This window comes from Vibrio rumoiensis, from assembly GCF_002218045.2.
GTDB classification, from domain to species: domain Bacteria; phylum Pseudomonadota; class Gammaproteobacteria; order Enterobacterales; family Vibrionaceae; genus Vibrio; species Vibrio rumoiensis.
Genome location: NZ_AP018685.1, coordinates 430,267 through 455,530 on the forward strand (window position 1 = coordinate 430,267; position 25,264 = coordinate 455,530).

Annotated in this window: 18 protein-coding genes and 5 pseudogenes; 13 read left to right on the forward strand and 10 right to left on the reverse strand. The window is 40.5% G+C overall.

Translation table 11 applies throughout. The features are described from left to right. Nucleotides 1-68: 68 nt before the first annotated feature. The 12 genes and pseudogenes from VRUMOI_RS01965 (at nucleotide 69) to uxuA (ending at nucleotide 11,005) form a co-directional block, all read left to right on the forward strand. A complete protein-coding gene (locus tag VRUMOI_RS01965) occupies nucleotides 69-1,274 on the forward strand; it encodes a multidrug effflux MFS transporter (RefSeq protein ID WP_089139881.1) in 1,206 nt (401 codons plus the stop codon). Nucleotides 1,275-1,434: 160 nt separating this feature from the next. Then, nucleotides 1,435-2,424, forward strand: coding sequence for a 2-hydroxyacid dehydrogenase (locus VRUMOI_RS01970; protein WP_089139880.1), 990 nt, complete (start codon nucleotides 1,435-1,437; stop codon nucleotides 2,422-2,424). Nucleotides 2,425-2,505: 81 nt separating this feature from the next. Continuing rightward, a complete protein-coding gene (locus VRUMOI_RS01975) occupies nucleotides 2,506-2,790 on the forward strand; it encodes a DUF1294 domain-containing protein (protein WP_089139879.1) in 285 nt (94 codons plus the stop codon). 24 nt (nucleotides 2,791-2,814) lie between these two features. After that, on the forward strand, nucleotides 2,815-3,651 hold the full coding sequence (locus tag VRUMOI_RS01980) for a sulfurtransferase (protein ID WP_089139878.1): 837 nt from the start codon (nucleotides 2,815-2,817) through the stop codon (nucleotides 3,649-3,651). A gap of 11 nt (nucleotides 3,652-3,662) precedes the next feature. Further along, nucleotides 3,663-4,082, forward strand: a complete 420-nt coding sequence (locus VRUMOI_RS01985) for a GFA family protein (protein WP_089139877.1) — start codon at nucleotides 3,663-3,665, stop codon at nucleotides 4,080-4,082. A gap of 110 nt (nucleotides 4,083-4,192) precedes the next feature. Further along, nucleotides 4,193-4,456: pseudogene (gene aspA / locus VRUMOI_RS01990) on the forward strand (aspartate ammonia-lyase); the annotation flags it as partial. Nucleotides 4,457-4,514: 58 nt separating this feature from the next. After that, nucleotides 4,515-5,665, forward strand: a protein-coding gene (locus tag VRUMOI_RS01995) for an IS3 family transposase (RefSeq protein WP_110410624.1) whose coding sequence is annotated in 2 segments (ribosomal slippage) — nucleotides 4,515-4,758 and nucleotides 4,758-5,665 — 1,152 coding nt in all. Because the reading frame shifts where the segments join, the coding sequence is not laid out codon by codon here. A 254-nt stretch (nucleotides 5,666-5,919) separates the two neighbouring features. Further along, nucleotides 5,920-7,222, forward strand: a pseudogene (locus VRUMOI_RS02000) (TRAP transporter large permease). 39 nt (nucleotides 7,223-7,261) lie between these two features. After that, nucleotides 7,262-8,227, forward strand: a complete 966-nt coding sequence (locus VRUMOI_RS02005; protein ID WP_110410625.1) for a TRAP transporter substrate-binding protein — start codon at nucleotides 7,262-7,264, stop codon at nucleotides 8,225-8,227. 192 nt (nucleotides 8,228-8,419) lie between these two features. Then, nucleotides 8,420-9,292, forward strand: a complete 873-nt coding sequence (locus tag VRUMOI_RS19575; RefSeq protein ID WP_110410626.1) for a mannitol dehydrogenase family protein — start codon at nucleotides 8,420-8,422, stop codon at nucleotides 9,290-9,292. Between the two features lie 19 nt (nucleotides 9,293-9,311). Beyond that, a pseudogene (locus tag VRUMOI_RS19580) lies at nucleotides 9,312-9,919 on the forward strand (mannitol dehydrogenase family protein). A gap of 21 nt (nucleotides 9,920-9,940) precedes the next feature. Continuing rightward, a complete protein-coding gene (gene uxuA / locus VRUMOI_RS02025; RefSeq protein ID WP_027695795.1) occupies nucleotides 9,941-11,005 on the forward strand; it encodes a mannonate dehydratase in 1,065 nt (354 codons plus the stop codon). Nucleotides 11,006-11,083: 78 nt separating this feature from the next. Here the strand turns inward: uxuA and VRUMOI_RS02030 are convergent, their stop codons facing one another. Next, complete coding sequence (locus VRUMOI_RS02030) at nucleotides 11,084-11,638, reverse strand: YgjV family protein (RefSeq protein WP_110410629.1); 555 nt, start codon at nucleotides 11,636-11,638, stop codon at nucleotides 11,084-11,086. Nucleotides 11,639-12,052: 414 nt separating this feature from the next. On the opposite strand from VRUMOI_RS02030, the gene VRUMOI_RS02035 reads away from it, so the two are divergent. Then, nucleotides 12,053-12,718, forward strand: coding sequence for a hypothetical protein (locus tag VRUMOI_RS02035; RefSeq protein ID WP_110410630.1), 666 nt, complete (start codon nucleotides 12,053-12,055; stop codon nucleotides 12,716-12,718). A gap of 87 nt (nucleotides 12,719-12,805) precedes the next feature. Here VRUMOI_RS02035 and VRUMOI_RS02040 read toward each other — a convergent pair whose 3' ends face one another. The 9 genes and pseudogenes from VRUMOI_RS02040 to tnpC form a co-directional block, all read right to left on the reverse strand. Further along, nucleotides 12,806-14,776 carry a bifunctional diguanylate cyclase/phosphodiesterase gene (locus VRUMOI_RS02040; protein WP_110410631.1) on the reverse strand — a complete coding sequence of 657 codons (1,971 nt, stop codon included), beginning with the start codon at nucleotides 14,774-14,776 and terminating at the stop codon, nucleotides 12,806-12,808. A 4-nt stretch (nucleotides 14,777-14,780) separates the two neighbouring features. Further along, a pseudogene (locus tag VRUMOI_RS19695) lies at nucleotides 14,781-15,491 on the reverse strand (transglutaminase-like cysteine peptidase). Continuing rightward, complete coding sequence (locus tag VRUMOI_RS02050; RefSeq protein WP_089139926.1) at nucleotides 15,472-16,065, reverse strand: OmpA family protein; 594 nt, start codon at nucleotides 16,063-16,065, stop codon at nucleotides 15,472-15,474. Before VRUMOI_RS02050 ends, VRUMOI_RS19695 begins: the two are co-directional and overlap by 20 nt. A 9-nt stretch (nucleotides 16,066-16,074) precedes the next feature. After that, complete coding sequence (locus VRUMOI_RS02055; RefSeq protein WP_089139930.1) at nucleotides 16,075-17,388, reverse strand: TolC family outer membrane protein; 1,314 nt, start codon at nucleotides 17,386-17,388, stop codon at nucleotides 16,075-16,077. Nucleotides 17,389-17,811: 423 nt separating this feature from the next. Continuing rightward, nucleotides 17,812-19,922 (reverse strand): annotated as a pseudogene (locus VRUMOI_RS02060) (type I secretion system permease/ATPase); the annotation flags it as partial. Between the two features lie 8 nt (nucleotides 19,923-19,930). Continuing rightward, a complete protein-coding gene (locus VRUMOI_RS02065; protein ID WP_110410632.1) occupies nucleotides 19,931-20,503 on the reverse strand; it encodes an EAL domain-containing protein in 573 nt (190 codons plus the stop codon). Further along, complete coding sequence (locus tag VRUMOI_RS02070; protein WP_162598328.1) at nucleotides 20,490-21,869, reverse strand: LapD/MoxY N-terminal periplasmic domain-containing protein; 1,380 nt, start codon at nucleotides 21,867-21,869, stop codon at nucleotides 20,490-20,492. Before VRUMOI_RS02070 ends, VRUMOI_RS02065 begins: the two co-directional genes overlap by 14 nt. A 103-nt stretch (nucleotides 21,870-21,972) precedes the next feature. Further along, nucleotides 21,973-23,370, reverse strand: a complete 1,398-nt coding sequence (locus VRUMOI_RS02075) for an HlyD family type I secretion periplasmic adaptor subunit (protein ID WP_089139924.1) — start codon at nucleotides 23,368-23,370, stop codon at nucleotides 21,973-21,975. A gap of 334 nt (nucleotides 23,371-23,704) precedes the next feature. Next, nucleotides 23,705-25,131 (reverse strand): IS66 family transposase gene (gene tnpC / locus VRUMOI_RS02080; RefSeq protein ID WP_110410665.1). Its coding sequence is split into 2 segments (ribosomal slippage): nucleotides 23,705-24,939 and nucleotides 24,939-25,131, totalling 1,428 coding nucleotides; the frame shifts between segments, so codons are not numbered across the junction. Between the last annotated feature and the right edge of the window lie 133 nt (nucleotides 25,132-25,264).

Here is a 25,264-nt window from a genome sequence, read left to right on the forward strand (position 1 = left end):
TTCTATTCATAACATCTAAGCGCTACACTAGCGGCCTTATCTGATGTGCCAACTTTTACGAGAATTCGATGCAACGCAACTTATTACCTATGTTAATGGCGATGGTGTTACTTAGCCCATTAGCTATCGATATTTATTTACCGTCTCTCCCGACGATGGCGGCGGAATTTTCTGTTTCCAATAGTGAAGTTCAATCCACTTTAATTCTATTTTTGTTCGCAATGGGATTAGGCCAGATTGTGATTGGCCCGCTTGCTGACCGTTTTGGTCGCCGACCAGTTGCGTTGTTTGGTGTCATTTTATACGGGTTGAGTAGTGTTCTAGCCGCCGTAGCACAAGAGTTTGAGTTGTTACAAATTGCTCGAGTACTACAAGGGTTAGCGGCTTGCTCGACTTCAATTGTCGTATTCAGCGCGGTTCGAGATTGTTACAGCGTAAAAGATGGGGCAAAAATTTATAGCTACCTCAATGGCGCGATTTGTGTGATACCAGCATTAGCTCCAACCTTAGGTGGGGTATTAGCACTGCATTTTGGTTGGCGTTCAACGTTTGTATTTATGACCTGCTATTCGATTTTGATTTTATGCATGGTGGCGTTTCGCTTCCCGGAAACACGACCAGCGAATACGGTCAGTGACGGCGCTCTGTACCGTTGGGCTCGTTATCAGCCAGTATTGATGGATCGACACTTTCTTTTTTATGCCATTTGCTGCATGACAGGCATGGGCGCGATTTTAACTTACGTGTCTTACTCACCAGTGTGGTTGATTGGACATTTAGGAATGTCGGAATTAGCGTTTAGTGGTTTGTTTGGTGTCAATGCACTGATTAATATCGGTGCTTGCTTTGGCGCACCATGGGTGATCAAAAAGCTTGGTAATCGCCCAACCGTTATCTTTGCATTATCATTATTTATCGTTTCGGCGGCTTTACAATTTGCGGTCCAGCAATCTGGGCTTGTTTCACCATTGGCAGCAGCGGCAGGTTTCATGCTACCAATGGCATTGCTATGTATTGGCTTTGCTTTGCTGCTTGGTCCGGCAACCAGCATGGCATTATCTGGTTTTGGCGAACGCGCTGGAACCGCGGCGGCAATGCTTGGCTTTATTCAAATGAGCGGCGCGTCATTATTGGCGGGCTTGATTCAACAAACCTCGTTAACGGCTCCTTATGCGGTGATCTGTGTAATGGGCGGCGGGGCGATTATATTGCTGTCAGTAATGTCGATGAAAAGAATGAACGCATGGCATGTCGAACGACTGGCTCACGATTGATGTGTCATGCTTCTCTTTATGAGTAATAGATGAAAGCCAGCCTAGTGCTGGTTTTTTATTATATGAATTTTGTATATTTGGCTTTCAATTATTTGTGTATGTGGGCTTCAGAGGCGTAGTATTGACCTAGATTGATTAATTTTTAAATCAGAGGTATCGGATGAAAATCTCAATGTTTAGCACAAAATCGTATGATGAAGCATCATTTTGTCAGGCGAATGAAAACCATGGTCATGAATGTCATTTTTATAATTTTCAACTGGATTTAAAAACCGCGTCAATTGCTGAAGATTCTCAAGTCGTCTGTGCGTTTGTTAATGATGACTTAAGTCGTCCTGTACTAGAGAAACTGGCAAAGCAAGGCACTAAACTGATTGCAATGCGCTGTGCCGGATTTGACCGTGTTGATTTAGAAGCTGCAAAAGAATTGGGATTACAAGTTGTAAGAGTGCCAGCATATTCACCAGAGGCCATTGCGGAACATGCAGTAGGCATGATGATGTGCTTAAATCGTCGTTTCCATAAAGCTTATCAGCGTACCCGTGATGCTAACTTTTCTTTAGAAGGTCTAACTGGATTTAACTTTTATGGTAAAACCGCAGGCGTGATTGGTACTGGTAAAATTGGCTTAGCCATTATGCGTATTTTAAAAGGACTAGGTATGAATGTTTTATGCTACGACCCATACCCTAGTGATGCCGCAAATGAGATTGGCGCAACTTACTCTTCGCTTGACGATATTTATCAGCAATCGGATGTGATCACACTGCATTGTCCTTTAACATCAGAAAATCGCCGGCTCTTAAATGCTGAATCATTTAGTAAAATGAAAGATAAAGTGATGATTATCAATACCAGCCGAGGTGGTCTACTGGATTCACAAGATGCCATTGAAGCGCTAAAAGCCGGAAAAATTGGCGCATTGGGACTTGATGTATATGACAATGAGAAAGAATTGTTCTTCCAAGATAAATCCAATGACATTATTACCGATGATATTTTCCGTCGTTTATCCGCTTGTCATAATGTTTTATTCACCGGACATCAGGCATTTCTAACGAATGAAGCATTAGCCAATATTGCTGATACGACATTAAGTAACATTAAGCTGTTCTCGCAGGGTAAGTCTTCTGGTAATGAAGTGCTCTAAAGTCAAACTATAGTAGTTAGTCATGGGGTGGAGTATTATTCGTATATCAATTTTACACTCCCCTTAAAAGAGTACGTTTTAATGATTACCCTGCAAGCTGGATTAATTTACTGCTTAATCCTGAGTTTTGTCACTTTTATTGTCTATTGGAAAGACAAACGAGCGTCAATCAAAGGTAATTGGCGCACCCCAGAAAAAACGTTACACATACTTGCTTTTTTAGGTGGATGGCCGGGCGCGTTGTTAGCTCAGCACCTCTTTCGCCATAAAACCAGTAAGTTTCGTTTTCAGTTTGTATTTTGGTTATTAGTTGCCCTTAATTGTATTGGTACAGTTTTGATCCAAAACCCTGATTTTTATATGTAATGTGAATCAACAAGGATTACCGCCATGAACTCTGATTATCCTTTAGTTTCTGCAACTTGGCTCTTTGATCATTTTTCTGACGATAATGTCGTTGTTCTTGATACGACAACTCAACATGCCGTGGTCGGTGAAGCCTTAGAATTGCCTCGTCAGTATTTACCTAACTCTCAGCTTTTTGATATCGAAAATGTTTTCCTTGATTTAACCAATCCACTACCAAATACCATGCCAAGCCCTGAATTGTTTATCGAACAAGCTCGTCAGCTAGGCATTAATCAAGATAGTGTGGTGGTGCTCTATGATGCTCGAGGTTTATATTCCGCTCCTCGCGCTTGGTGGATATTTAAAACCATGGGCTTTGAGCACGTTTATGTCTTAGACGGTGGACTGTCATTATGGCAATCATTGGGCTACCCATTAGTGGATTCTTATACTGATATAGATAGAGCGATGGGTAATGTGAATGCAAACTATCAAGCGCAGAAAGTGTTTAATGTGGATGATGTGTTAGCGGCGATTTCAAACGATGATATTCAAATTATTGATGTGCGTTCGCAAGAGCGATTTTTAGGTAAAGTCGCAGAGCCTCGTGAAGGGATGCGATCTGGACATATTCCATCTTCAATTAACCTACCTTTTAGTTCGGTACTTGAAGGGCATCAATTCAAGAAACTCGAGGCGCTGGAAACACTACTTGAACAGCATTTAGATGCTTCAAAACAGCAAGTATTTTCATGTGGTTCAGGCTTAACGGCGTGTATTGTCCTGATGGCGGCTTATCTTTGTGGCTATACTAACCTAGCCGTATACGATGGCTCTTGGGCTGAATGGGGCGCAAACCATGATCTACCGGTTGAATAAGGAATCGAGTTATGACGGATGTCAGTTATCCAGTAAAAGGCCAATGTCAGTGTGGTAGTGTGAACTTTACCTTGAAAGCGGCACCTAAAGTAGTAATGGCTTGCCATTGTAAAGAATGCCAAAAATTATCCACCAGTGCGTTTAGTATCACTTGTGTCCTGGATGCAAAGGATATTGATATTCAAGGTGAGCTAAAGCAAACCAGCCGCACTGCAGACAGCGGCAATGAAAATATCGGTCATTTCTGTGCTGGTTGCGGTAATCGTATTTATCAATTAAACCCTGCCGTGCCTGAAATGATCAAATTCAAGGCGGCGGCCAGTTTAGACGATACACGTATGATTGTACCGACGATGCATGTATGGACAAGCGAAAAGCAAAATTGGGTTGTGATCCCCGATGATGTTCAGCAATTTGAAAAACAACGTTAATCGATAACTGGTGAGCGTTGAATCATCTTCCCTTATCACAATGATAACTTGCATATCGGCCAAATAGGTTCGACACTGAAGCCATTCCATCACAATTTAAGGATGATGTTATGGCTTCTGTTCCCTCCAATACTTTTTACCGTACCGAACATGACAGCATGGGAGAGGTAAAAGTCCCCAAAGATGCTTTATATCAGGCTCAAACTCAACGAGCCGTCGATAATTTTTCAATCAGTTCTTTGACCATGCCTCCTCGTTTTATTCAATCTGTTGCCATGATCAAACAAGCCGCTGCTAAAGCTAACGAAGAGTTGGGTCTACTCGATAGTACGATGTCTAAAGCGATTCAAGCGAGTTGTCAGGCCATTATTGATCCGCACCAGCAGTTTTGGACACCGAGTTAAGTGAGTACAATCACTAACGAGGTGAACCATGACAAGCAAGAAAAAACGTATTATCCATTCCCCTGAATTTAAAGCAGAAGCCCTGAAGCTAGCAGAGAAAGTGGGAGTAGCTGCGGCAGCGAGACAACTGTCGTTACACGAATCCCAGATCTATGGTTGGCGTAAGTCAGCTAAGAGCGACACCAGTACCAGTCAGCGGGAAAAAGATCTAGCCGCTGAAGTTGCCAAACTCAAACGACAATTGGCTGAGCAAGCTGAAGAGCTAGATATAGTAAAAAAGGCCGCCACCTACTTCGCGAAAAACCTAAAGTAGATTGCTACGAATTTATGCTCGAACACCTGCTGTGCTTCAGAGTTGCCCGCATGGCTAAGGTGTTCGGTGTTTCACGAAGTGGGTTTTATTACTGGATTAAGCATCGCCACAAGGCCATCCAGCGCGAGGTAACTCGCCAAGAGCTTGATACGAAGGTCAAAGAGGCTTTTGATAATAGCAAAGGTCGTGATGGCTCAAGACGCATCCAGAAAGAGCTGGCTGAGAACGGTGATAGCCGTAATGTTAAAACCATTGCCGCCAGTATGAAGCGGCAGGATTTAACGCCGAAAGCGACACGTAAGTTTGAGTGTACGACGGACAGCAAACATAAAATGCCAGTTGCTCCGAACCTGCTGGCTCAGGATTTTAAGGCAGAGGCTCCGAATCAAAAGTGGGCGGGAGACATCACCTATGTTGCGACAAGCGAAGGCTGGCTGTATTTGGCGGTAATCATTGACCTTTATTCCAGGCAAGTAGTCGGTTGGTCTATGGATACCAGAATGACGGCAACTCTGGTTTGCGATGCGTTATCAATGGCCTTGTTCCGTCGAGGGTTCCCTGAGCAGGTTATCGTTCATAGTGACCGAGGTAGTCAGTACTGCTCAAAAGATTATCGAGACATCATAACTGCTTATAATCTAAAGCAAAGTATGAGTAGGAAAGGAAACTGCTGGGATAATGCTTGTGTTGAGAGCTTCTTCCATTCATTGAAAGTTGAAGCGATCCAGTATGAGCCGATCATGACGCGAGACGAGATGCGCCAAACGATCTTTGAATACATAGAGGTTGATTATAATCGGACAAGAAGGCACAGTGCTCTTGGGTATCTAAGCCCAGTTAACTTTGAAAATCAAAATGTCGCTTAATGAAGTGTCCAGTCTGGCTGGAGCAGATCAGACGACGCTGCATCACAATCAAGTCTCTCCTGGGTTATCTATCGGTGGGCATCAACTTTTAATTGGTTATGTCTACACGGTGGTACCGTTTTCGGGTGTCATTATCTGCTACTACGCATGTATTGATATTCTCAAATCAATATATCAAATAGTTCGCTGAGGGAAATATCATGACACTGGTTGATTTAATATTTACTCAAGACTACATCAATTCAATGCCTGATATGGTCTACGATTTACTGCCAATTGTGGTTCTATTTGGATCGTTAGCAATATTTTTATTAATAGGTATTCCGATTGCATTTGCGATTGGTGGCGCGGCATTACTGACAATATTCATTGATTTCCCAATTGATAAAGCGTCGATCTTAGTTTCACAACAATTAACCAATGGGCTAAATAGTTTTGGTTTATTAGCTTTGCCATTTTTTATTGTGGCTGGGAATTTAATGAATCGAGGCGGTTTAGCGAATAGGCTGATTAATTTCGCTATGTTGCTCGGCGGTAAGCTTCCAGGTTCACTGTCTCATGTGAATGTTATTGCCAATATGATGTTTGGCTCTTTATCGGGCTCTGCTGCCGGCTGCCGCAGCGGTTGGTGGGATAATGAAACCACTGCAAGAGAAGCATAAGTACCCGAAAGATTTCTCGACTGCGGTGAATGTTGCCTCTTGTCCAACGGGGTTGCTAATTCCACCTTCTAATATCTTGATTTTATATGCTTTAGTGAGCAGTACTTCAGTGCAGTATCTCTTTATTGCTGGTTATATTCCGGGTCTTTTAATGGGCTTGGGAATTATGATTGGTATTCTGCTATTGGGCAAAAAATACAAGATCCCACAAGAGAAAATCGTTCAAAAAGAAAAAACAATGAAAGTGATTTGGGATGCTATTCCAAGCTTATTTTTAGTGTTAATTATTATGGGCGGTATTTTAGGTGGGGCGTTTACTGCAACGGAAGCCTCAGCTATTGCGGTGGTTTATAGCTTAATTCTAGGCTTTGCTTATCGTGAATTAAAGTTTAAAGATCTAGCGCCTATCTTACTTGATAGTGTGATTACGACTTCTATCGTATTACTGATGATTGCAACGTCTTCGGCAATGTCATGGTCTATGGCCAATGCTGATATTCCGGGTGCGATTGCAGACTTCGTTCTTAATTATTCAACCAACCCGCTGGTTATTATGCTGCTAATGAATTTGATTTTATTAGTGGTGGGGACATTCATGGATATGTCTCCAGCGGTTCTGATCTTCACACCGATATTTTTACCTATCGCCGTTGAGCTTGGCGTCGACCCAATTCAATTTGGCATCATCATGGTATTTAACCTTTGTATCGGCATTTGTACTCCACCAGTTGGTACGGCTCTATTTGTGGGCTGTAGTGTCTCTGGTAATAAGCTCGGCGATGTAGTGCCTAAGTTAATACCTTTATTCTTAATTATGGTTCTAACTTTGGGACTGATCATTATGGTGCCATCACTAACTATGTGGCTACCTCATTTGGCGGGATATGTATCTTAATAAGTTCAATAACGTAGAAACAAATAAGGGAATAATAATATGAAACTGAATAAGTTAATGCTTGCGGGAATCTTAGCTGGAGCAACATTTACCTCTAGTGTTTATGCTCAAACATTGAAATTAGCTCATGCACTACCCACTGAACATCCAGTTCACCAATCGTTAAGTTGGTTTGCTGACCATGTTAAAGATGAAACGAAAATCAGGGTAAAAGTGTACGCCAATGGAACGTTAGGCAATGAAACGAGCTTATTGCAAATGGTGCAAAATGGCACGGTTGCCTTTACTAAAGTGAGTGCTGCTCCGCTGGAGTCATTTTCGAAAGATTATAAGATCTTATCTCTCCCTTATTTATACAGCAGTGAGCAGCAGTATCGCGATGTACTGAATGGGCCTATTGGTGACAAAATTTTAGCCTCTTCTCGTGATGACGGTTTTGTTGGCTTGGCATTCCTAGATGCGGGTGCACGTAGTTTCTATACCGATAAAGCAATCAAAACGCCTGCTGATCTGAAAGGCATGAAGATCCGTGTTCAAAACTCACCACTGGCGATTGATATCATCAAATCTCTAGGGGCAACCCCGGTTCCACTACCATACGGCGAATTATATTCAGCGCTACAGCAAGGGGTAGTCGATGGGGCAGAAAACAACATTCCATCATATTACTCTTCTCGTCATTTTGAAGTGAAGAAAACCTTCTCTTATGACAAGCACACCATGGTGCCAGACGTGCTTGTGGTCTCAACTAGCGTTTGGGATGAACTGACACCTGAGCAGCAAGAAACTATCCGTAAAGTGGCAAAAGAAACGGCGAAGCAGCAAGAAGTCAACTGGAAGAACTATGTTGACCATGCAACGGCCGATCTAAAAACCAAAGGCATCACATTCATAGACAGTGATACGGCATCGTTCCAAGAAGCGGTAAAACCTGTTTACGAGAAGTTTAAGAAAGAAAACCCAGATCTTGTCGATATGCTTAATGATATTCAAAATACTAAGTAATTCAATGGTCTAGCTATACAACCGAAATAGGTAAGGTTCAGGTCGACGCATTAGGTTAGCCTGAGCCTTATTATTTACCTTTTAGCCAAAGAGATCCCAATCAAATTACTTATTGTTTTTTAAGTTGGTTTAGCGCTGTAGAAGAATATTTAACAGTCAATTTAAAAAACAATATGAAATGGCGAACGTATTATGAAGTTGAATCTAGTTAACTTAGAGCATGTCACCGCAAGCTCACTCCCTAGTCAAAATAATCTCAATGCAAAAGTTGGTATTGTGCATTTAGGCTTTGGCGCATTTCATCGCGCGCATCAGGCGTTAATTACCGATGTCGCAATGAAAGAATTTGGTGGCGACTGGAAAATTGTCGGCGTCAATAATTGGCGAGCAGCTGGTAAACCTGAATCGGAAACAGGGCTAGAGCAAGAGTTCTCAAGCCAAGATAACCTGTACACAGTTGCGGTTGGTCAAGATGAACAGGTTAACCTTGAAGTGATTGGTGCCGTTGAAGAGGTGCTTTTTAATAATCAAGTTGAGAAAATTCTTGGTTATATGACCAGCGAAACAGTGAAAATTGTTTCTCTGACAATTACAGAAAAAGGCTATTGCCATTTGCCAGCGACAGGTCATTTAGATACAAATCATCCGTTAATTCAACATGATTTGCAGCATATTGACCAACCACACAGCGCTATTGGTTTTTTGGTTTCTGCCATCAAAACTCGTAAAGAGAAAGGTATTGCACCATTCACGCCATTAACTTGTGACAACCTACCTGAAAATGGTCATGTATTAAAACGTGTCGTATTGGATTTTGCACAGCAACTTGATCCTGAGCTAGCGGTATGGATTAAAGATAATATTGATTTTCCTTGCAGCATGGTCGACCGAATTGTGCCTCAAACGACCCAAGCGGATATCAATAAAATATCCCAACAACTAGGGGTAGAGGATGATTGCTGCGTGAGCACAGAACCCTTTTTACAATGGGTGATTGAAGATAAGTTTAATAACGAGCGACCGGCTTGGGAAAACCTCTATCGCCAATATTATGCTGACCGATGACGTTATTCCGTTCGAAAATATGAAGCTAAGGCTACTCAATGGCACTCATTCTTCTATTGCGTACTTGGGTTATTTAGCAGGCTATCAAACCGTTTCGGAAACCATGTCAGATCCAAGTTTTAGTGCATTTATCCGTTACTTAATGGATAAAGAGATTAGCCCTTCAGTGGATGTAAAAGGATTGATCTTGAAGCCTATAAAGATCAGTTGATTGCAAGATACCAAAACATCGCGCTACAGCATCGTACCTGGCAGATTGCGATGGATGGTTCTCAAAAACTACCACAACGCTTTTTACAGACGATAGCGTTTGGTTTAGAAAATGATATCAATATTTCAGGCTTGGTACTCGCGGTGGCGGCATGGATGAAGTATGTGAGTGGTAGGGATGAGAATGGTGAAGACATTGATATCCGCGATCCGCTAAAAGCGACATTCAATGAGATATGGCGAGCGCATGGTGATTCTACATCAGATGTCGTCAGCGCATTTTTGTCGTTAGATTCGGTATTTTCAGCTGAGTTAGCAAGTAATTCTATATTTAAAGCACAGTTAATAGATGCTTTAAATCAACTGATTGAGCACGGATCTAAGCAAAGTGTTCAACAATTTATTCAAACTGTGTAAGCGCAGGCAAGGGTAAGTATTATGAAAATGACATTTCGTTGGTATGGTGAAGGAAATGATAAAATCACCTTAGACCAAATTAAACAAATTCCGGGTGTAGAAGGCGTAGTTTGGTCATTGCACGACATGCCGGCAGGCGCACTTTGGTCACCAGAGCGTGTGGCGGAAGTCGAAAAACAAGCGCAAGAATATGGTTTTCATATTGACGTGGTAGAAAGCGTTAATGTGCATGAAGATATTAAACTGGGTCTTGATACTCGAGATCAATACATTGAAAACTACAAGCAAACGCTACGAGTGCTGGCTAAATTTGGTGTCAAAGTCGTTTGTTATAACTTTATGCCGGTATTTGATTGGACTCGCACTAATCTCTATAAAAAAATGCCAGATGGTTCAAATGCTTTGTTTTTTGAAAAAAGTAAGATTAATGAAATTGACCCTATTGAGCTAATTGAGACGATTTCTAAAAACACTGATGTGACCATGCCCGGCTGGGAGCCTGAGCGTTTAGCTAACCTAAAGAACACCTTTAAACAATACGAGGGTTTTACTGCTGAAGATTTATGGAAAAACCTCCAATACTTCTTAGAGCAAATTATTCCGGTTGCTGAAGAATGTAATATCAAAATGGCGATTCACCCAGATGATCCTGCTTTCCCTATTTTTGGGCTGCCACGCATCATCATTAATAAGGAAAATATCGGACGCTTCTTAAAGCTCGTTGATAGACCTCATAATGGTTTAACCGTATGTACCGGCTCATTAGGTTCAATTGATAATGATATTCCTGCAATTATTGAAAGCTACCATGACCGCATACACTTCATGCATATTCGTAACGTAAAGCGTTTTGAAAATGGGGATTTCATCGAAAGTTCACACCGCGCGTGCGATGGTTCGGTTGATATTGTCGAAGTAGTAAAAACGCTGCATAAATATGATTACCAAGGTTATGTTCGACCTGATCATGGACGTCATATTTGGGGAGAAGAGAAGTGGGCAAGACCGGGTTATGGTCTATATGATCGTGCGCTTGGTATTATGTACATAAACGGTTTGTGGGATACGTTAAACCATAAGTCGTAAATGATCTTCAATTGAAGTGAGCGATGAAGAGGCGAAGTACTGAGGTTTACAGTACTTCGCCTTTATTGTTTTTTGGGACTATTTCTTTTCATCCAACAGAGGAGATTCTATCGCTTCGTTAGACTCCAACTTTTTCTTATTGCGATATAAACGCATGATAGTAAATAAGTTTACGGTTAATAACGTCGCTTCTAAGAGTGAGCCACCGATCGAGCCGACAATAATATTATTGGCCAGCCAGCATACCGCACCGATGATAAAGGCAATTCGCATTTGAATCCCTTTTAGGAGAAATACTGCAATGGTGCCTAATACTGAGCCTGCGATAGGGAGTAAATCAAGTGGCCCTTCCGCTATCCATAAACCAAGTGCAATACTGATGATTACAAAAAAGGCGGCCACAACCTTGTTTGAGGTCTTAATCGCTGTGGCAGTTCGTAAGAAAGATAAAAGGGTACTGATTGCTGAAATATTTGAACCCAAAAGGTAGAAGTGTAAAACGTTATTCAGCTGGAATATCACCATTAAAATTTTAAGCTTACGGTCATCCTTTTGATAAAAAGTAGAAATCCCTAAGGCGAAGCTGAGAAAGCCAAGCCATTGAGCAAAAGAAAGGTTAATTAAAAATTCCATGTAATAGCCTTAAGCGAAGAAAGCAAAGATGGCAATAGGGGCTGGAGTCTAAAGCCGAATGATAATAAGTATTGTGATGTGCGAAAGTTGTTATACCAATTAGATTAACATGGTAAAGCATGATTTGAAATAAAATGAAATACCTTTTCATTAAATAGTGATTTGGTGCAAGGAATGCAGGTAAACAGCAATATATTGGTGCGGTTATTCGCTAAGGGATATTGACCTATACATTTTAGTTCGTAGCCCATAGTCTTTATTTTTAAGGTGTAATAAATCCCTAATAATGGAAGATATTTCCTATAAATTTCGTTAAAATGGCAGGAATTATGACCAATGTATTTTAGTTAACTATAATTTGGCTTAAACGACTGGTTTGTTAACAATTTCATCGCGTGTGAAAGGGAATATAATATGAGAAAAATTTACTTAGCTTTAGCTATTGCAGGGGTGCTTGCTGGATGCTCTTCTAACTCGGATAAAGCGCCTGTAAATACTACACCGGTACCCGCTATGGGCAAAGTCGCTGATGGTGCATTTACTCGTTTCGCTTTAAATGGCAACAGCAGTGGTGCTTGGTTGGTGCATGCTACGCCAGAGTTAGGTTTGGGTGCGGTTGAAGCAACGAATATTACCGCTTCAGGTGATCCTGGTTCTCTACGTTTGTTTTACCCTTCAATCAATGAAAGCTCAACATTACAAGCGGGGCCTGGTGTAAGCCAAATCATTCCTAACATTGAACCCGATACCGACTATCTTTTGACGGTTTATTACCGTGATGAGAAAGGCGATGAGTCACCAAACTTACTTGAGTTGGGCGTGAAAGATATGGGTGTTGGTTCTCTAGCGGGTAACACAGTCAGAACAAAGACATTCACGAATGATGCTATCGATTCTGACGGCGATGATACGAATGGTTTCCGTAAAGTGGAATTAGCCTTTAATTCAGGCAGTAACACAACTTTGGAAGTTTATGCTCTAACTCATTTAAGCAGCACTGAAAATATCGATGTTAATGGCGACGTGGCATTCCAAACAGAAGTGTTTATTGATGATGTTGTACTAGAGTCTGATGATTAATCGAGCTTAATATCTAAAGCTCTAATCATTAGAACCTAGTACCAGAAACCCCCTGATATTTTCTATCAGGGGGTTTTCTTTTTACGGTTATTTGTCAGCGTTTTTATGGCCGTTTAATTCTAGCTTATCGGTAATGAACCCTTGGAAGCGTCGAATATCAAGCTCAACTAATTGATCAATTTGCTTTAAATTCTCTACATGAGTTGCAATCATGCCAATGCCTAAGTTTTTGGCGATGCGAGTCATAGAAGCGAGAAGGTCATATTTTGCCGGATCATCCAATTGGCTCGTATACGTAAAATCTAATTTGACATAGGTCGGGTGAACTTGATGTAAGTAATCGATAGAGCTGAAAGTATGACCAAAGTTATCAATACCAAACTTGAACGAATGCTGGAGTAGTAATTGAGTAATAACTTTGGTTTCTTCAAGGTGCTTAGTGAAGCAAACCTCAGGAAACTCAAATACCAGCGTCTCTCTAAGTTGAGGGTTAGCTTTTAGCATTTGAGTTAAGAAGACTACAAATTGGCTATTATGAAGACTATCTTTACTTATATTAACGGTAATCGGTGACTTGCTTGGGTTAGCAGCCAATTGCTTACTCACAAGCGTTAATACATGATTATCGAATTGATAGGCCACATCACTATCTTCTAGTGCAGTAATAAAATGATTGGCTGTGTAGATAATATTATCCACTTCAATATAGGCAAAGGCCTCGTAGTGCAGGATTTGTTGCTCTTTATTAATCGCTGGTTGAAGTCGAATTTTGACCTGTTGATTTTCAATACCTTGTTTAACAAAGTTCTGCCATTCCATTTTACCCTTTGTAAACTCAGGCAAAATAGTATTTTCATTATATAAAAATAGTATTTTCATTATATAAAATGCTTTTAAGCCGCTTTGTTGACGAGCTTGAGTTAGGGCGCTATCAAGTTGGGTGAAAACTGTTCTCATGTCGGTTTGATGATGTAAAACCATCATCCCAATAGAGGCTGAGTTATCTTCAATTAATTCGTTCGGTTGCCATTCATTAACGAGATTAAGTGCGGTCTCTGATACTTGTTCTAAATACTCATAATGGCAATGAGGGACCAGTAAAATAAACTCAGAACGACTAAAGCGAGAAAAGGTACTTCTTCCGTCAACAAATGAACTTAATTTCTGAGCAAGTTCTTTAACCATGCTATCGGCTTTATCAAATTCTTTGTTTTCATACGCATCTTCAATGGCATCGACTTTCATTAACCACAGACCACAATGATCATGGGTGTTAGAAGTTAGCCATGGTTCAAGTTGAGTGATGAAATATTCACGATTACTTAACTCAGAAACAGGATCTTGGTAAGCGCGCATACGTAGGCGTTTTACTTCATTTGCCGATTGTAAGTAATGAGCTTCAATATGCTTACTCATGTAATTAATCGCTTGTATCACATCAGAGAGTTCACGAGTATTGACTTGAGGAATAGGGTCGCCAAACTTATTTAAGCTAATTTCATTCGCACGCTTTTGTATGTCCTTTAATGGTTTGAACATGACTCGAAGTATGATGATCATCGAGATTGCAGCAAGTAATGAATTAATAATAAATGCGGTGAGCAAGCGTAGAGTCAGCGCCCATAATTGGTCATAACCTGTTGCCGTATTATTGGTGACAGTTAAGGTTGCGGCTTGCATCCAACCATCCATTAATACGCGAGATTCTGTTAGCTCTTCAAAAGGCGCAATTTTTTGAAACCATTCAGGTGAGTCAGAATTTTGATTAAGATTCTTACGTTGAATTTGGGTATTGCTATCATTTATTTTGAGTGTGATAGAACCGTAGAAGCCACTATCAAAAGAGGCATTAATGACGGACTCTAAACCCACTTTATCTTTTTGATGAATGAACGGAGTTAGCGCAATATTCAATGCGCTGATCATGTTCGTCATCTCAATCTTTTGCTGAGTCTTCAGGTAAGTATGGCTAGAGTGGAGTAGTAAGCCAAAAACCGATGTCGTCAATATTAAGAAGGTTATCGATAACCAAATTTGAAATTTATTATATAGACTCATAGCATCATTGATCCAAGTTTATAATAGGGTGATGAGTGTCATGCTGACTTCGCTTACGTAATTTTTGCCACATACTTAAATTGGAGACATTACCGGCCGGCACTGATTGGCTTCCAGCTGCGCCTCCTTTTGTGATCCATAAGTTAGTGGCGTTAAAACTATAGACAGGAACGAGATCGCTTCTTTGACTGGCCGGTTTTATTTCGCCATCAATATTATCTAAAATTAAAGGCATTGAACTTGGCGTTTCATAATAGGCAACGACCATATGAAATTGGTTTAATGTCAGTGATTTTACGTAGATTAAGCGCAATTTCTCGTCATCTACCCCTAATTCTCGCAGGGTATAATATTTGGCAATACTAAAATCTTCACAGTCTCCACCGCCAGCATTAAGAAACTGCACCGGTGTTGCCCAATAATCATCTTCACCCTATAACTTTATATCATCAATAAACACTAATTGATTAAAAAAGTTATTCACTTCGGATAATTGTAGAGAGAGGGAGTGATTCTGTAAGTTATGGGTGAGATCTAGCCATGCTTTGATTCGTAAACCAGCACGTTGTCCAAAATGCTCATGACTGAAGGTAATGATTTGTTGTTCAACAGCAGTGAGAGCCGAAGCTCTCACTGAAATGATTAACAAGATTAAGAAAAGATAGGCGGTAAGCGAGAAAGAGAGAAAAGATCTCTTAGTCTTTACGTTGATCATAGATAGTCCAGCTTTCTACTACGCTGCTATCCATCCCTACCACTGAGGCAGTAACACGACGGCTTAATGTCATAGTTTCTTCTCTCGATGTTGCTTGAATTGGATCGCTGTCACCGTAACCTACGGTTTCAATACGTTTAGGACTGACGCCTGCGGCAACCAAGGCTTTATAGACATTCGCTGCACGATGTATCGAGAGGTACTTGTTGTGCTCTGCCGGGCCAACTGGGCTAGCATAACCATTAAGTACAATATGAGTTTGTGGATATTTATCTAAGAAACTACTCATATTCTTAATGTGCTTATCATAAGCGGCAGGAATCACGGTTGAATCGTTAGCAAATAAAATGTGTAGTTTATTTTCTTCTTCTGAATGGACAACAGTAGGGCAACCATTGTTATCAATCACGGCGTTTTTACGAGTATTAGCACATAAATCACGCGCGTTGATCACACCGTCATTATCTGAATCGCTCAAATCTTTTGAATGAAAGGCGATTGGCGGTGGATCAGATTCTAGGTTTGAACATGCACCCAATAGTAAAACCAATAAAGAAAGAGTTAATGCTTTCATAATATTTCCTTATTTAGACGAACGAGCCCATTCATCAGGGATGGCAACACGTAACTCATTCAGAAGCAGACCTGTTGAATTCAATAGGCGATAATCAGCAATAATACCAGAATAGTGTGCGCTTAAATAAGCTTTACGAGATTCAAATAACTCATTTTCGGTGTTTAATAGGTCCAATAAGGTTCGTTTACCGATTTTGTATTGCTTCTCATAAGCGATGATGGTTTTTGCCGCAGAATCTACGTGTTGTTGAAGAAACTTTTCTTGTGATTCCGCCAGTTCTTTAGCACTCCATGATAAACGGGTGCTTTCTTCTAATAAGCGGTAGGCGTTATCTCGAATATTTTTCGCTTTGCTGATTTGGCTGGCAGCTGAACGACTGTCTGCTGCGTCACTACCACCGTTGTACAGGTTGTAGTTCATTTTAAGCATTACTTTAAGCTCATCAGTATCCCCATCAGATGCGTCAATTTCATCACCATATTTCTGTGAGCCTTCGACAGTAAATGTCGGTAACATAGTGCCTTTGGTTTGTTCGTATTGATATTGAGCGGCTTGCACATCATGGTAAGCCAAATACATAGTTGGGTTATTGGCTTTGGCTTTCTCAAGCGCATCATTTAGCGACTTAGCGATGTAAGTATCATCAACTTTAGGTTTTCTTAAATCTTGAGGGTAAGAGCCAACTATTCTTACAAATGCTGTAATTTTGTCGTTAAGGTTACTTTGAGCTGAAAGTAAGTTGGTATTGGCTTGTGCAACACGTCCCTCAACCTGAACGAGATCTGCCGTTGAGCTTAAACCTGAATCTGTACGTTTTTTGATATCACGATAGATACGCATGTGAACATCATGGTTTGCTTGAGATAGGGTAACCACCTCTTGGGCTTGAATGACATCAATATAAGCTTCAGCAGTGGATAATGCCATATCTTGGGCATCAGCGAGTAATTGATAGCGTTGAGATTCAGCTTCTGCTTTTGTTCTTTTTATATCGTTATAAGTGCTTGAGCCATCCCAGATTAACTGACGAATACTGATTTGAGCGTAGCGAGGGTTGTATTCGCCTTGAGAGCCTGCACTGTTGTCATAATCTTCATAGCCGACACCAGCTTCAAGATCGACCGATGGTAAATATTTACCAGTTGAGGCTCGGCTGGTTTCTTTTTGGCTGATAAATTCATTGTAGGTTGATTGAATATTTGGGTTTGTTGCTAATGCATTGGCAATCGCTTGTTCAAGAGATTGCGCGTATGTTGGCAGAGCGATTAATTGGCAACCAAGGAAAATGGCTAATTTATTTATCTTTGGAGTTTTTATCATCATCATCCTCTTAACATGCTAGATAGTTAAGCGTTAAGGAAAGGGTATATAAAGCCGAAAACGGACAAAAATTTAGATTTACACGATATTACAGGGTATTTAGAAAAAATAATATACCCTTTAACTGATAAACGGTGTTAAATATACAAATTTAAACGCATGATTTTGTTTAAATCATATCAGTCTAGACAAAATCATGCGAATAAATTAGTTGTATGTTTGTTAAATCGGCCTTGTTTGAATGGTAGATTTCTTCTTATTGGTTGTCGTTGTTTGTTTGGTCGCCGTAGCTGATGTTGGTCTAGAAACAGTACTAGTTGCTGCTTGCGCCTGATCTTCGCTTGGTTTTGGCTCGGAAGCAGAAGGTGCAGCATCACTTGTTTTGGCCTCTAGTGTTGGTGATTTTTTAGCAACAGTCGGTGCTGATTTCTGTGACTTTCCAGAGCGAAGTGCTTGTAATACTTTATCTCTAGGGCCGTCGGCAATGATTTGGCCTTGTTCCATGACTATTAAACGATCGACTAAGTCTAACATGCCAGTTTTATGCGTAATTAAGATTAGAGTTTCACCTTTATTAAAGTTACGCAATTGGCGCTTGATGAACATCTCCGTACGGTTATCCATACTACTGGTTGGTTCATCCATGATCATTACTGGTGGTTTACCTAATAGTGCACGTGCAATGGCAATCGCTTGACGTTGACCACCAGATAAAGCGGCACCACCTTCGCCAATTTGTTTTCTAAACCAGCGCTGTCCTTTTGTGTAAAGCTTGTTACGCCAGCGCGTTCAGCGGCAAGAATGATATCTTTATCACTGGCAAGAGGGCGTCCAAGTGCAATGTTGTCACGAATGCTACCGTAAAACAGAGTAATATCTTGCGGTACACAACCTAAATTACGGCGTATATCGATCTGATGTAACTGCTTAATATCTGTATCATCAATTAAAACGGTACCTGAGGTTGGTTGGTATAATCCCATCAAGATACGCTCTAACGTCGTTTTACCTGAACCAATACGACCGATAATACCAATGCGCTCACCTGGATTAATTGTCAGGTTAATATTTCTTAACGAAGGCGAGGTTGCATTCGGGTAGGTGAAGTTCACATTATCAAATTGGATCTTACCTTTGATAATAGGACGGTGGATATAACGCTTGCCCGGTTCTTGCTCAGTTGGCATTTGCATTAAGTTGTCGATAATACCCATCGCAGATTTGGCTTGGTTATAGCGAGTTGATAGCATCGCTACTTGTATCATCGGGCTAACTGCACGTCCACTTAGCATGGTAGCTGCAATTAAACCACCCATGGTTAGGTCGCCATTTCCTATTAAGTAAACACCGACAACGATCATTGCTACGTTCAAAAATTGTTGAACGAACCCCGCTGTATTTTGCAGTGAATCTGTAAGACGACGAGACTTTAAGCTCCAGTTTGCCATGTGGGCAACGGCTTCTTCCCAACGATATTGATACTGACTTTCAGCACCAAACATTTTTAATGTTTCAAGACCAGATAAGCTCTCAATAAGATTTGAGTTTTTTTGTGAAGCTAAGCGAGAACCTTCTTCAATAGTGCGTCTTAATGGCTTTTGTACAATAAAACTGTAACTGATCAGAATGATCACACCAATTAAAGGAACTATAGCTAATGGGCCTGCAATGAATGCAATTACGAGCATAAATAACAGAGCAAATGGCAAATCAATTAGAGTGGTAATACTAGCAGAGGTAAAGAAATCTCTGATTGATTCAAATTCTTGCATGTGTCTTGCAAAAGCACCAACGGAAGGGGGCTTAGATTCTAGACGAGTTCCCATTACATGACTAAAGATTTTTGAAGAAATCAAAATATCCGATTTCTTTCCCGCCACATCTAAGAAATAGCTACGCATCATTTTTAAAATAAAATCAAAAATGAAGATGATAAAAACACCAACAGCTAGTACCCAAAGTGAGTCATAGGCCAGGTTAGGAACAATTTTGTCATATACTAAGCGTGAAAATAATGGGGCACTTATGGCAAAGATATTAATTAAGATCGAGGCAATGAATACGTCGCGGTAAATTTTACGTGATTGCCACAGCGTGCTCCAGAACCAATGACCATCGTTGTTTTTCAGAACTTCAGGGGACCTTTCATCGTAACGGAAGCTCTTTTTAACCAAAAATAGTTGGCCTGTGTATTGTTTATTAAGTTCTTCTAAACGAACCCATTCTTGAGTGTTGTCATCATTTTGCGACAAGATTACTTCAGCTTCGTTCTTCTCGTAATCGACAGACAAGATAACGCATGCGTCACCATTTTTAAGCAATGCAACTACCGGTAAAAGTAGTGGTGGTAAATCATTAAGTGGCAACTCTTCAAGCTTAGCATTTAAGCCCGCGGTTGCTGCAGCGCGGGGGAATAAATGTACAGTTAGTAAACCATCTTTGAGTGGTAAGCCTGCAACGAGCGCGTCAGGTGAATTGGCTTGGCCGTAATAACGACTGATATAATCGAGCGAATTTAATAGCGGATCTTTTATGGTATTCATTATGCCTGACCTTCAGTAACATTATTAATTTGCTCAGTAACAAAACCTTGGAAACCACCAAGTTCAAGTTCGATCAGTTTGTTTTTCTGTTCTATTGTTTCTACACGAGAAGCAATAGTGGTGATTGATAAGTTGGCGGCAGTACGTGCAATGGAGAAAACAACATCTGCTTTTTCGTTATCATCTATTTGAGTAGTGTAGGCAAAATCCAATTTGACATAAGCAGGGCGGTAGGCATTGAGATAGTCAATCGAACCAAAGTTATGACCAAAGTTATCGATACCAAAACTGTATTTATGTGAAGTAATGATGTTACACAGTAGTTTGGTGTTATCTGGCTGCTTAATAAAGCAAATTTCAGGAATCTCAAACAATATGCGGTTGGCATATTCAGGATTGCTTTCCATTTTTTGGCTTAACCAGCGCATAAAGCCAGTATCATTAACACTGCTTTGAGTTAAGTTAACTGCAATTGGATATTTCGGATCGTATATATCGACTTGCTCAAATACTGCGTCGATGATGTACATATCAAAGTCTTGGCCTTTATCTAGGCTTTCAAGGGCATTCAAAAGCTACCTGCTGAATAGCGAGTGTCGTCTTTTGTATAGCAGCAAATACTTCTTGGTGGAGCATTTGATTATTGCTGTCGATAGCTTTCTGGTAGTTGAAAATAAATTCTTTATTAGCAATGGCTTCATCTACGATGGCTTTCCATTGTTGTTTACCAAAGTTTGGTTGGCTTTCATCACTGTCTGCAAGAACCAAGAACATTGGTTCTTCGCGATTAGCACGAGCTTGTACTAAGCCGTTATCAGCGCGAGCAAGGAGATCTGAAATACTGTCGTCAGTTTGCTTCATAATTAAAGCAACAGCAGCTTGAAGTGGGGCAATATCAAGTGGATCGTTTTGTAATTCGGCGACACGGTTAAGCATAGCGCGACCCAACTCAAGCATATCTTCATCTGATATGTTTGGAGCTAATAGCATAAACTCAGAATTGTTTAAACGAGCAATATTGAACTCATCTGAAGAAATTTCCATTAATGATGCAGCAAAGCTACGAGTCAGTTCATCACCTTGGATATATCCTTCTTTTTCATACACGTCATCAAGTTGATCGACCTTGAGAAGGGCAATACCACCTGTTGACCCGCTTTCAATCCAAGATTTAAGTTGAGTCATCATGTATTTGCGATTAGCCAATCCTGATACTGGATCTTGGTACGCACGAACACGTAGTTTGTTTGCTTCTTCTGATTGTTGTTCAAAGTGTGTACGCAGTTGCTTGGTTATTTGATTAAATACTGAAACGACATCATTTAATTCTCGGTATTTAGAGGTTTCCAATACTTCATCAAATTTATTGTTAGCAAGATTTTGAGCGCTAACTTGGATAATCTGTAACGGTACTAAAATTCGACGGAATACTATCGATAATCCTACAATCAGAATCACGCCACAAAATGTTAGAGCAAAAAGAATAGATTTAGTGTTATTCCACAGCTTTTCATAAACAAAGGTAGGGCGATTGATTACTTTTAGATTGGCTAATGGTTGCCAGTTAGAGCTGATTTGTACCGTTTTCTGGATAGGTTTAATATTCGATAATGTCATAAACCAACTAGGTATAGAATTTTTGGGTTCTTTGAAATTGAGCTTAATGGCTTCACTCGATGTAATTGATATCAGAGTTGTCGATTGATAGTTATGATTATCAAATATTTTCTTGATAATAGTTTGAGCTTCTTCTAAGTCGTCACCTTGTAGATAAGGTGAAAGAGCAAAAGTGGCAGCATTTAATGTGTCATCGAAGCGAACCGTTTGTTGTTCGATTAAGTCGTTACGCGTGTGATGGAATTCAAGGGCAAATAAAACTACGGATATAGTGATAAAAATCCCCATACTCCAAGTTAATAGCTGTTTGTACAATGTCATATCATTTCTCATTAAATAATTATGGTAATAGACCAAGAGAGATAAACTGATTTTTTCGACTGAAAACCAACTTGCAGAAATCGTTATAATGACTTGATGATGCTTATTGTTCTCTTAGTGCAGAATTGGTGGCTTTGAGAACCGGTTTTAATAGGTAGCCCATTACGGTGCGTTTGCCGGTAATAATATCGGCCGAGGCAGTCATACCAGGAATAATTGGTAAGGATGCTCCGTCTTTATTGGTTAAAGCACTTTCATTGGTTCGAATTTTAACCTGGTAGAAGCTATTACCTTCGTCATCTTGAATCGTGTCTGCACTGATTGTTTCAACCGTACCTTCAAGGCCACCGTAGGTAGAGAAGTTGTAGGCGGTAAATTTAATTAATGCTGGTAATCCAGGGTGTAAGAAACCGATATCTTGAGGGGCAATTTTCGCTTCAATGAGTAAGGTATCTTCTGTTGGTACAATCTCGATTAAATCCATACCAGGCTGGATAACTCCACCGATAGTATTGATATAAATTTTTTGAATAGTGCCGGTAACAGGTGAGGTAACGACGGTGCGGTTTACTTTATCTTGTAATCCAACTTGAGATTCACTTTGGCTAGATAATTGTGCACTGACCTTATTTAATTCGTTTTGATTATCACTACGATACTTTAGAGCAATGTCTAAGTATTTTAATATCGCTTCATGGACTGCAGATTCAGCAACCGGGATCTGCATTTTGGTTGAAGTCAAATCACGACGAGTATCAATCAACTGACGACGTAATTTTAACAATTCAATTTCGGGGACCACGCCATCTTTTGCTAATGGCTCTGTTATATTAAATTCGTGACTTGCCACATTATAACTACTTTGTAGGCTTCTATAACGTGAGCGGTTTTCATCTAGTTCACGTTGTTTTTGTGTGACCTGTTGTCTTGCAACTGACAATTGGTTCTCAAGGTTAGACACGTTACCTTGATATTCACTTAACTGACGAGTAACCAATATTGGGTGCTTTTTTGCAAAATCTTCATCGAACATAGGAAGAATTGACTCATCTACAATAACGCTATCTTCCCAATTACTGGTTTGCTTCGCTTTTTTCGTATCAATTTTTACGGCAGAAATTTGTGCTTTTAGACGAAATTGGTCGGCTTGCATATTGGCAATATCAGAAGCTTTGCCTTGAAAGTCAGAGCGCGCTTGTGTGTCATCAATTAAAAGTAGACGTTGGCCTTTTTTAACCGGTTGGCCTTCACGAACAAGCACTTGTTTAACAATACCACCCTCAAGGTTTTGTATCACTTGCATCTGAGTGGATGGAATAACTTTAGCCGTTCCTGTCGTTACTTTATCAAGCTTAGTCAGAGATGCCCAAATGATCGCGATAATAAAAAAAGCCACGATTGTCCAGAGCATGATTTTGGTCGTATAAGTGGTGCTTAGCATTAATGCTGATGACTTATCATCGACGAAGTCTAGTTGTTCGGTGGTGAGTTTTTTTTTCATTGAATTACCAAGAGCAAGCGAAGCTTATTACCCAATAGATAGTGTTGTGTTAGTCATGCGTTAGTGATGAACTATTTTATCATCAACTTTGTAAGAATAATCACTGCGATAAATGATGACATCTTTTAATTTATATTATATAGAAATAATGTTTTAAGTCACCTATATTCACAGTTGCGAATATATTAATGATTATATACCCGTGATCATTGAAGATGCTTGATTTTATCCTTGAACAGGATCATGCTACCAAACATGAAAATAGAACTTTCCAACCAAAGAAAAACGTAATCGTTCACCAAGGTAACTTGACTCGATATTAACGGGGAACAGCCTATAGATCAAAGATGTTGGGGTACGGTCTCTTCGCCACAACAGCCGTGATGATCTCACTCAACACTGACATTGCCGACAAGCCACGTTTTTTGCAGGTTTCGATGAGGGTATGTATCCTACTGCGGAATTTATCGCCTGCATCCGAGGTCGTTCCGAAGCTGATTTTCCTTTGGATTACAAAACCTCTAATACATCGCTCAGCTTCATTATTGGTTAAGGGGATTGACACTTTCTTGAGGAAAACCCACAAGCTCTCTCTATGTTTGAGCAGTAACTTGCATCGCCCCCGATATCGCTTGACCATGACATCAGTCCCTTTGCTCAACCAATGATCGAACGATTTCTGCAACCTACGCATTCTTCGTAAGTATAGCGCATAATTTAACTCATCTTGTTCATAACGATGCCGAGTATGGAAAATGGCGTTCGTCAGCAAACAAAGATGTCTGCCAATATAAGCGGTGTGGCCACCGCCACTATAATCCGCCATTTGCTGAAGGTTACGCTTCACATGTGCCCAACATAACTGATGACGGTCTGCGGCTATCCAGTTATAGCTAGGGCACTGGTCGCTGACCACAATGCCTGCATAGTCTTCATCAATGACCTTTTTCGCTGATGAGGTCGAGCGCGAATAAAGTATTTGCTCATAGACAAGGTCATCACTTGCCACTAACCAACACCAGCGAAGGCTTTGTTCATCATTTCTGTGATGAGAGGTCTCGTCAGCATGAATCAAAGGCGCTTTCTTTAATGCTTGTTTTATCGCTTGATGTAATGGCGTTAGCATTGAAGCGACTTTCGTTTGAGCTTCGCTGATCGCGCCAACTGAAAAGGTTGTGCCAAGCTGTTCTTTGAGAAGAGATTGGATTTTTCGAACACTGAGGTGATATTGCCCCGCAAGAACCCCAATGTAACTTAATAAGTTAGGCCCTATAATCCCTTGTGATGCATCGTCAGGCTTTTGAGCTTTGACGGCTTCTTTGCAATGCCGACATTGACCTGAAAATAAACGGTATTCGGTGATATCGACAGTGGGCTTGGGAATATCAAAGACTTGGTGTCGGTAGTAAGGGCCGTCATGAACATCAATGTCAGACTGTTCGCAACAAGGACAACTATCAGGGAAGCAATCAATAATGATATCCGTGTCTTTTAACGGGGAAAGTTTTCGTTGATGCCCTGTGTGGCCTTTTTTAGCTCCTCTCGAATTGCGACCACCAGAGCTTTCATCTTTTTTCGCTCATGGCGATCTTTAGGACTGTCTGATGAGGGCGATTTTGAAGAGTTTTTGGAGCTAGTGGTAAGCTTATCTTCATAGTGCCTGAGCTGCTCCCACAGCTCATCAATAAGCACCTTAGCCTCATTCAGATCAGAGACTTTAGGTGGTGCGTCTTGGTATTTAGGAGCTTTTTTTCTAGTCATATAACTATGATGAAGCTCAAAAATGATCACTCAATACCTAAAGTGGGATCAAGTGCTAGAGGTCACAGTTTTTATGTCAATAGGGTTTGGTGAACACTTACAAAAATTAATATATGTATTTGTACTTTTGTTA

Excerpts from the sequence above, each read along its gene's own strand:
- VRUMOI_RS01985 (WP_089139877.1), top strand. The coding sequence starts at position 3,663 with ATGACGGATGTCAGTTATCCAGTAAAAGGCCAATGTCAGTGTGGTAGT.
- VRUMOI_RS02040 (WP_110410631.1), bottom strand. The coding sequence starts at position 14,776 with ATGAGTCTATATAATAAATTTCAAATTTGGTTATCGATAACCTTCTTA.
- VRUMOI_RS02005 (WP_110410625.1), top strand. The coding sequence starts at position 7,262 with ATGAAACTGAATAAGTTAATGCTTGCGGGAATCTTAGCTGGAGCAACA.
- VRUMOI_RS02050 (WP_089139926.1), bottom strand. The coding sequence starts at position 16,065 with ATGAAAGCATTAACTCTTTCTTTATTGGTTTTACTATTGGGTGCATGT.
- VRUMOI_RS01965 (WP_089139881.1), top strand. The coding sequence starts at position 69 with ATGCAACGCAACTTATTACCTATGTTAATGGCGATGGTGTTACTTAGC.
- VRUMOI_RS01970 (WP_089139880.1), top strand. The coding sequence starts at position 1,435 with ATGAAAATCTCAATGTTTAGCACAAAATCGTATGATGAAGCATCATTT.
- uxuA (WP_027695795.1), top strand. The coding sequence starts at position 9,941 with ATGAAAATGACATTTCGTTGGTATGGTGAAGGAAATGATAAAATCACC.
- VRUMOI_RS02070 (WP_162598328.1), bottom strand. The coding sequence starts at position 21,869 with ATGACATTGTACAAACAGCTATTAACTTGGAGTATGGGGATTTTTATC.
- VRUMOI_RS19575 (WP_110410626.1), top strand. The coding sequence starts at position 8,420 with ATGAAGTTGAATCTAGTTAACTTAGAGCATGTCACCGCAAGCTCACTC.
- VRUMOI_RS02055 (WP_089139930.1), bottom strand. The coding sequence starts at position 17,388 with ATGATAAAAACTCCAAAGATAAATAAATTAGCCATTTTCCTTGGTTGC.
- VRUMOI_RS02030 (WP_110410629.1), bottom strand. The coding sequence starts at position 11,638 with ATGGAATTTTTAATTAACCTTTCTTTTGCTCAATGGCTTGGCTTTCTC.
- VRUMOI_RS02075 (WP_089139924.1), bottom strand. The coding sequence starts at position 23,370 with ATGAAAAAAAAACTCACCACCGAACAACTAGACTTCGTCGATGATAAG.
- VRUMOI_RS01975 (WP_089139879.1), top strand. The coding sequence starts at position 2,506 with ATGATTACCCTGCAAGCTGGATTAATTTACTGCTTAATCCTGAGTTTT.
- VRUMOI_RS02035 (WP_110410630.1), top strand. The coding sequence starts at position 12,053 with ATGAGAAAAATTTACTTAGCTTTAGCTATTGCAGGGGTGCTTGCTGGA.
- VRUMOI_RS01980 (WP_089139878.1), top strand. The coding sequence starts at position 2,815 with ATGAACTCTGATTATCCTTTAGTTTCTGCAACTTGGCTCTTTGATCAT.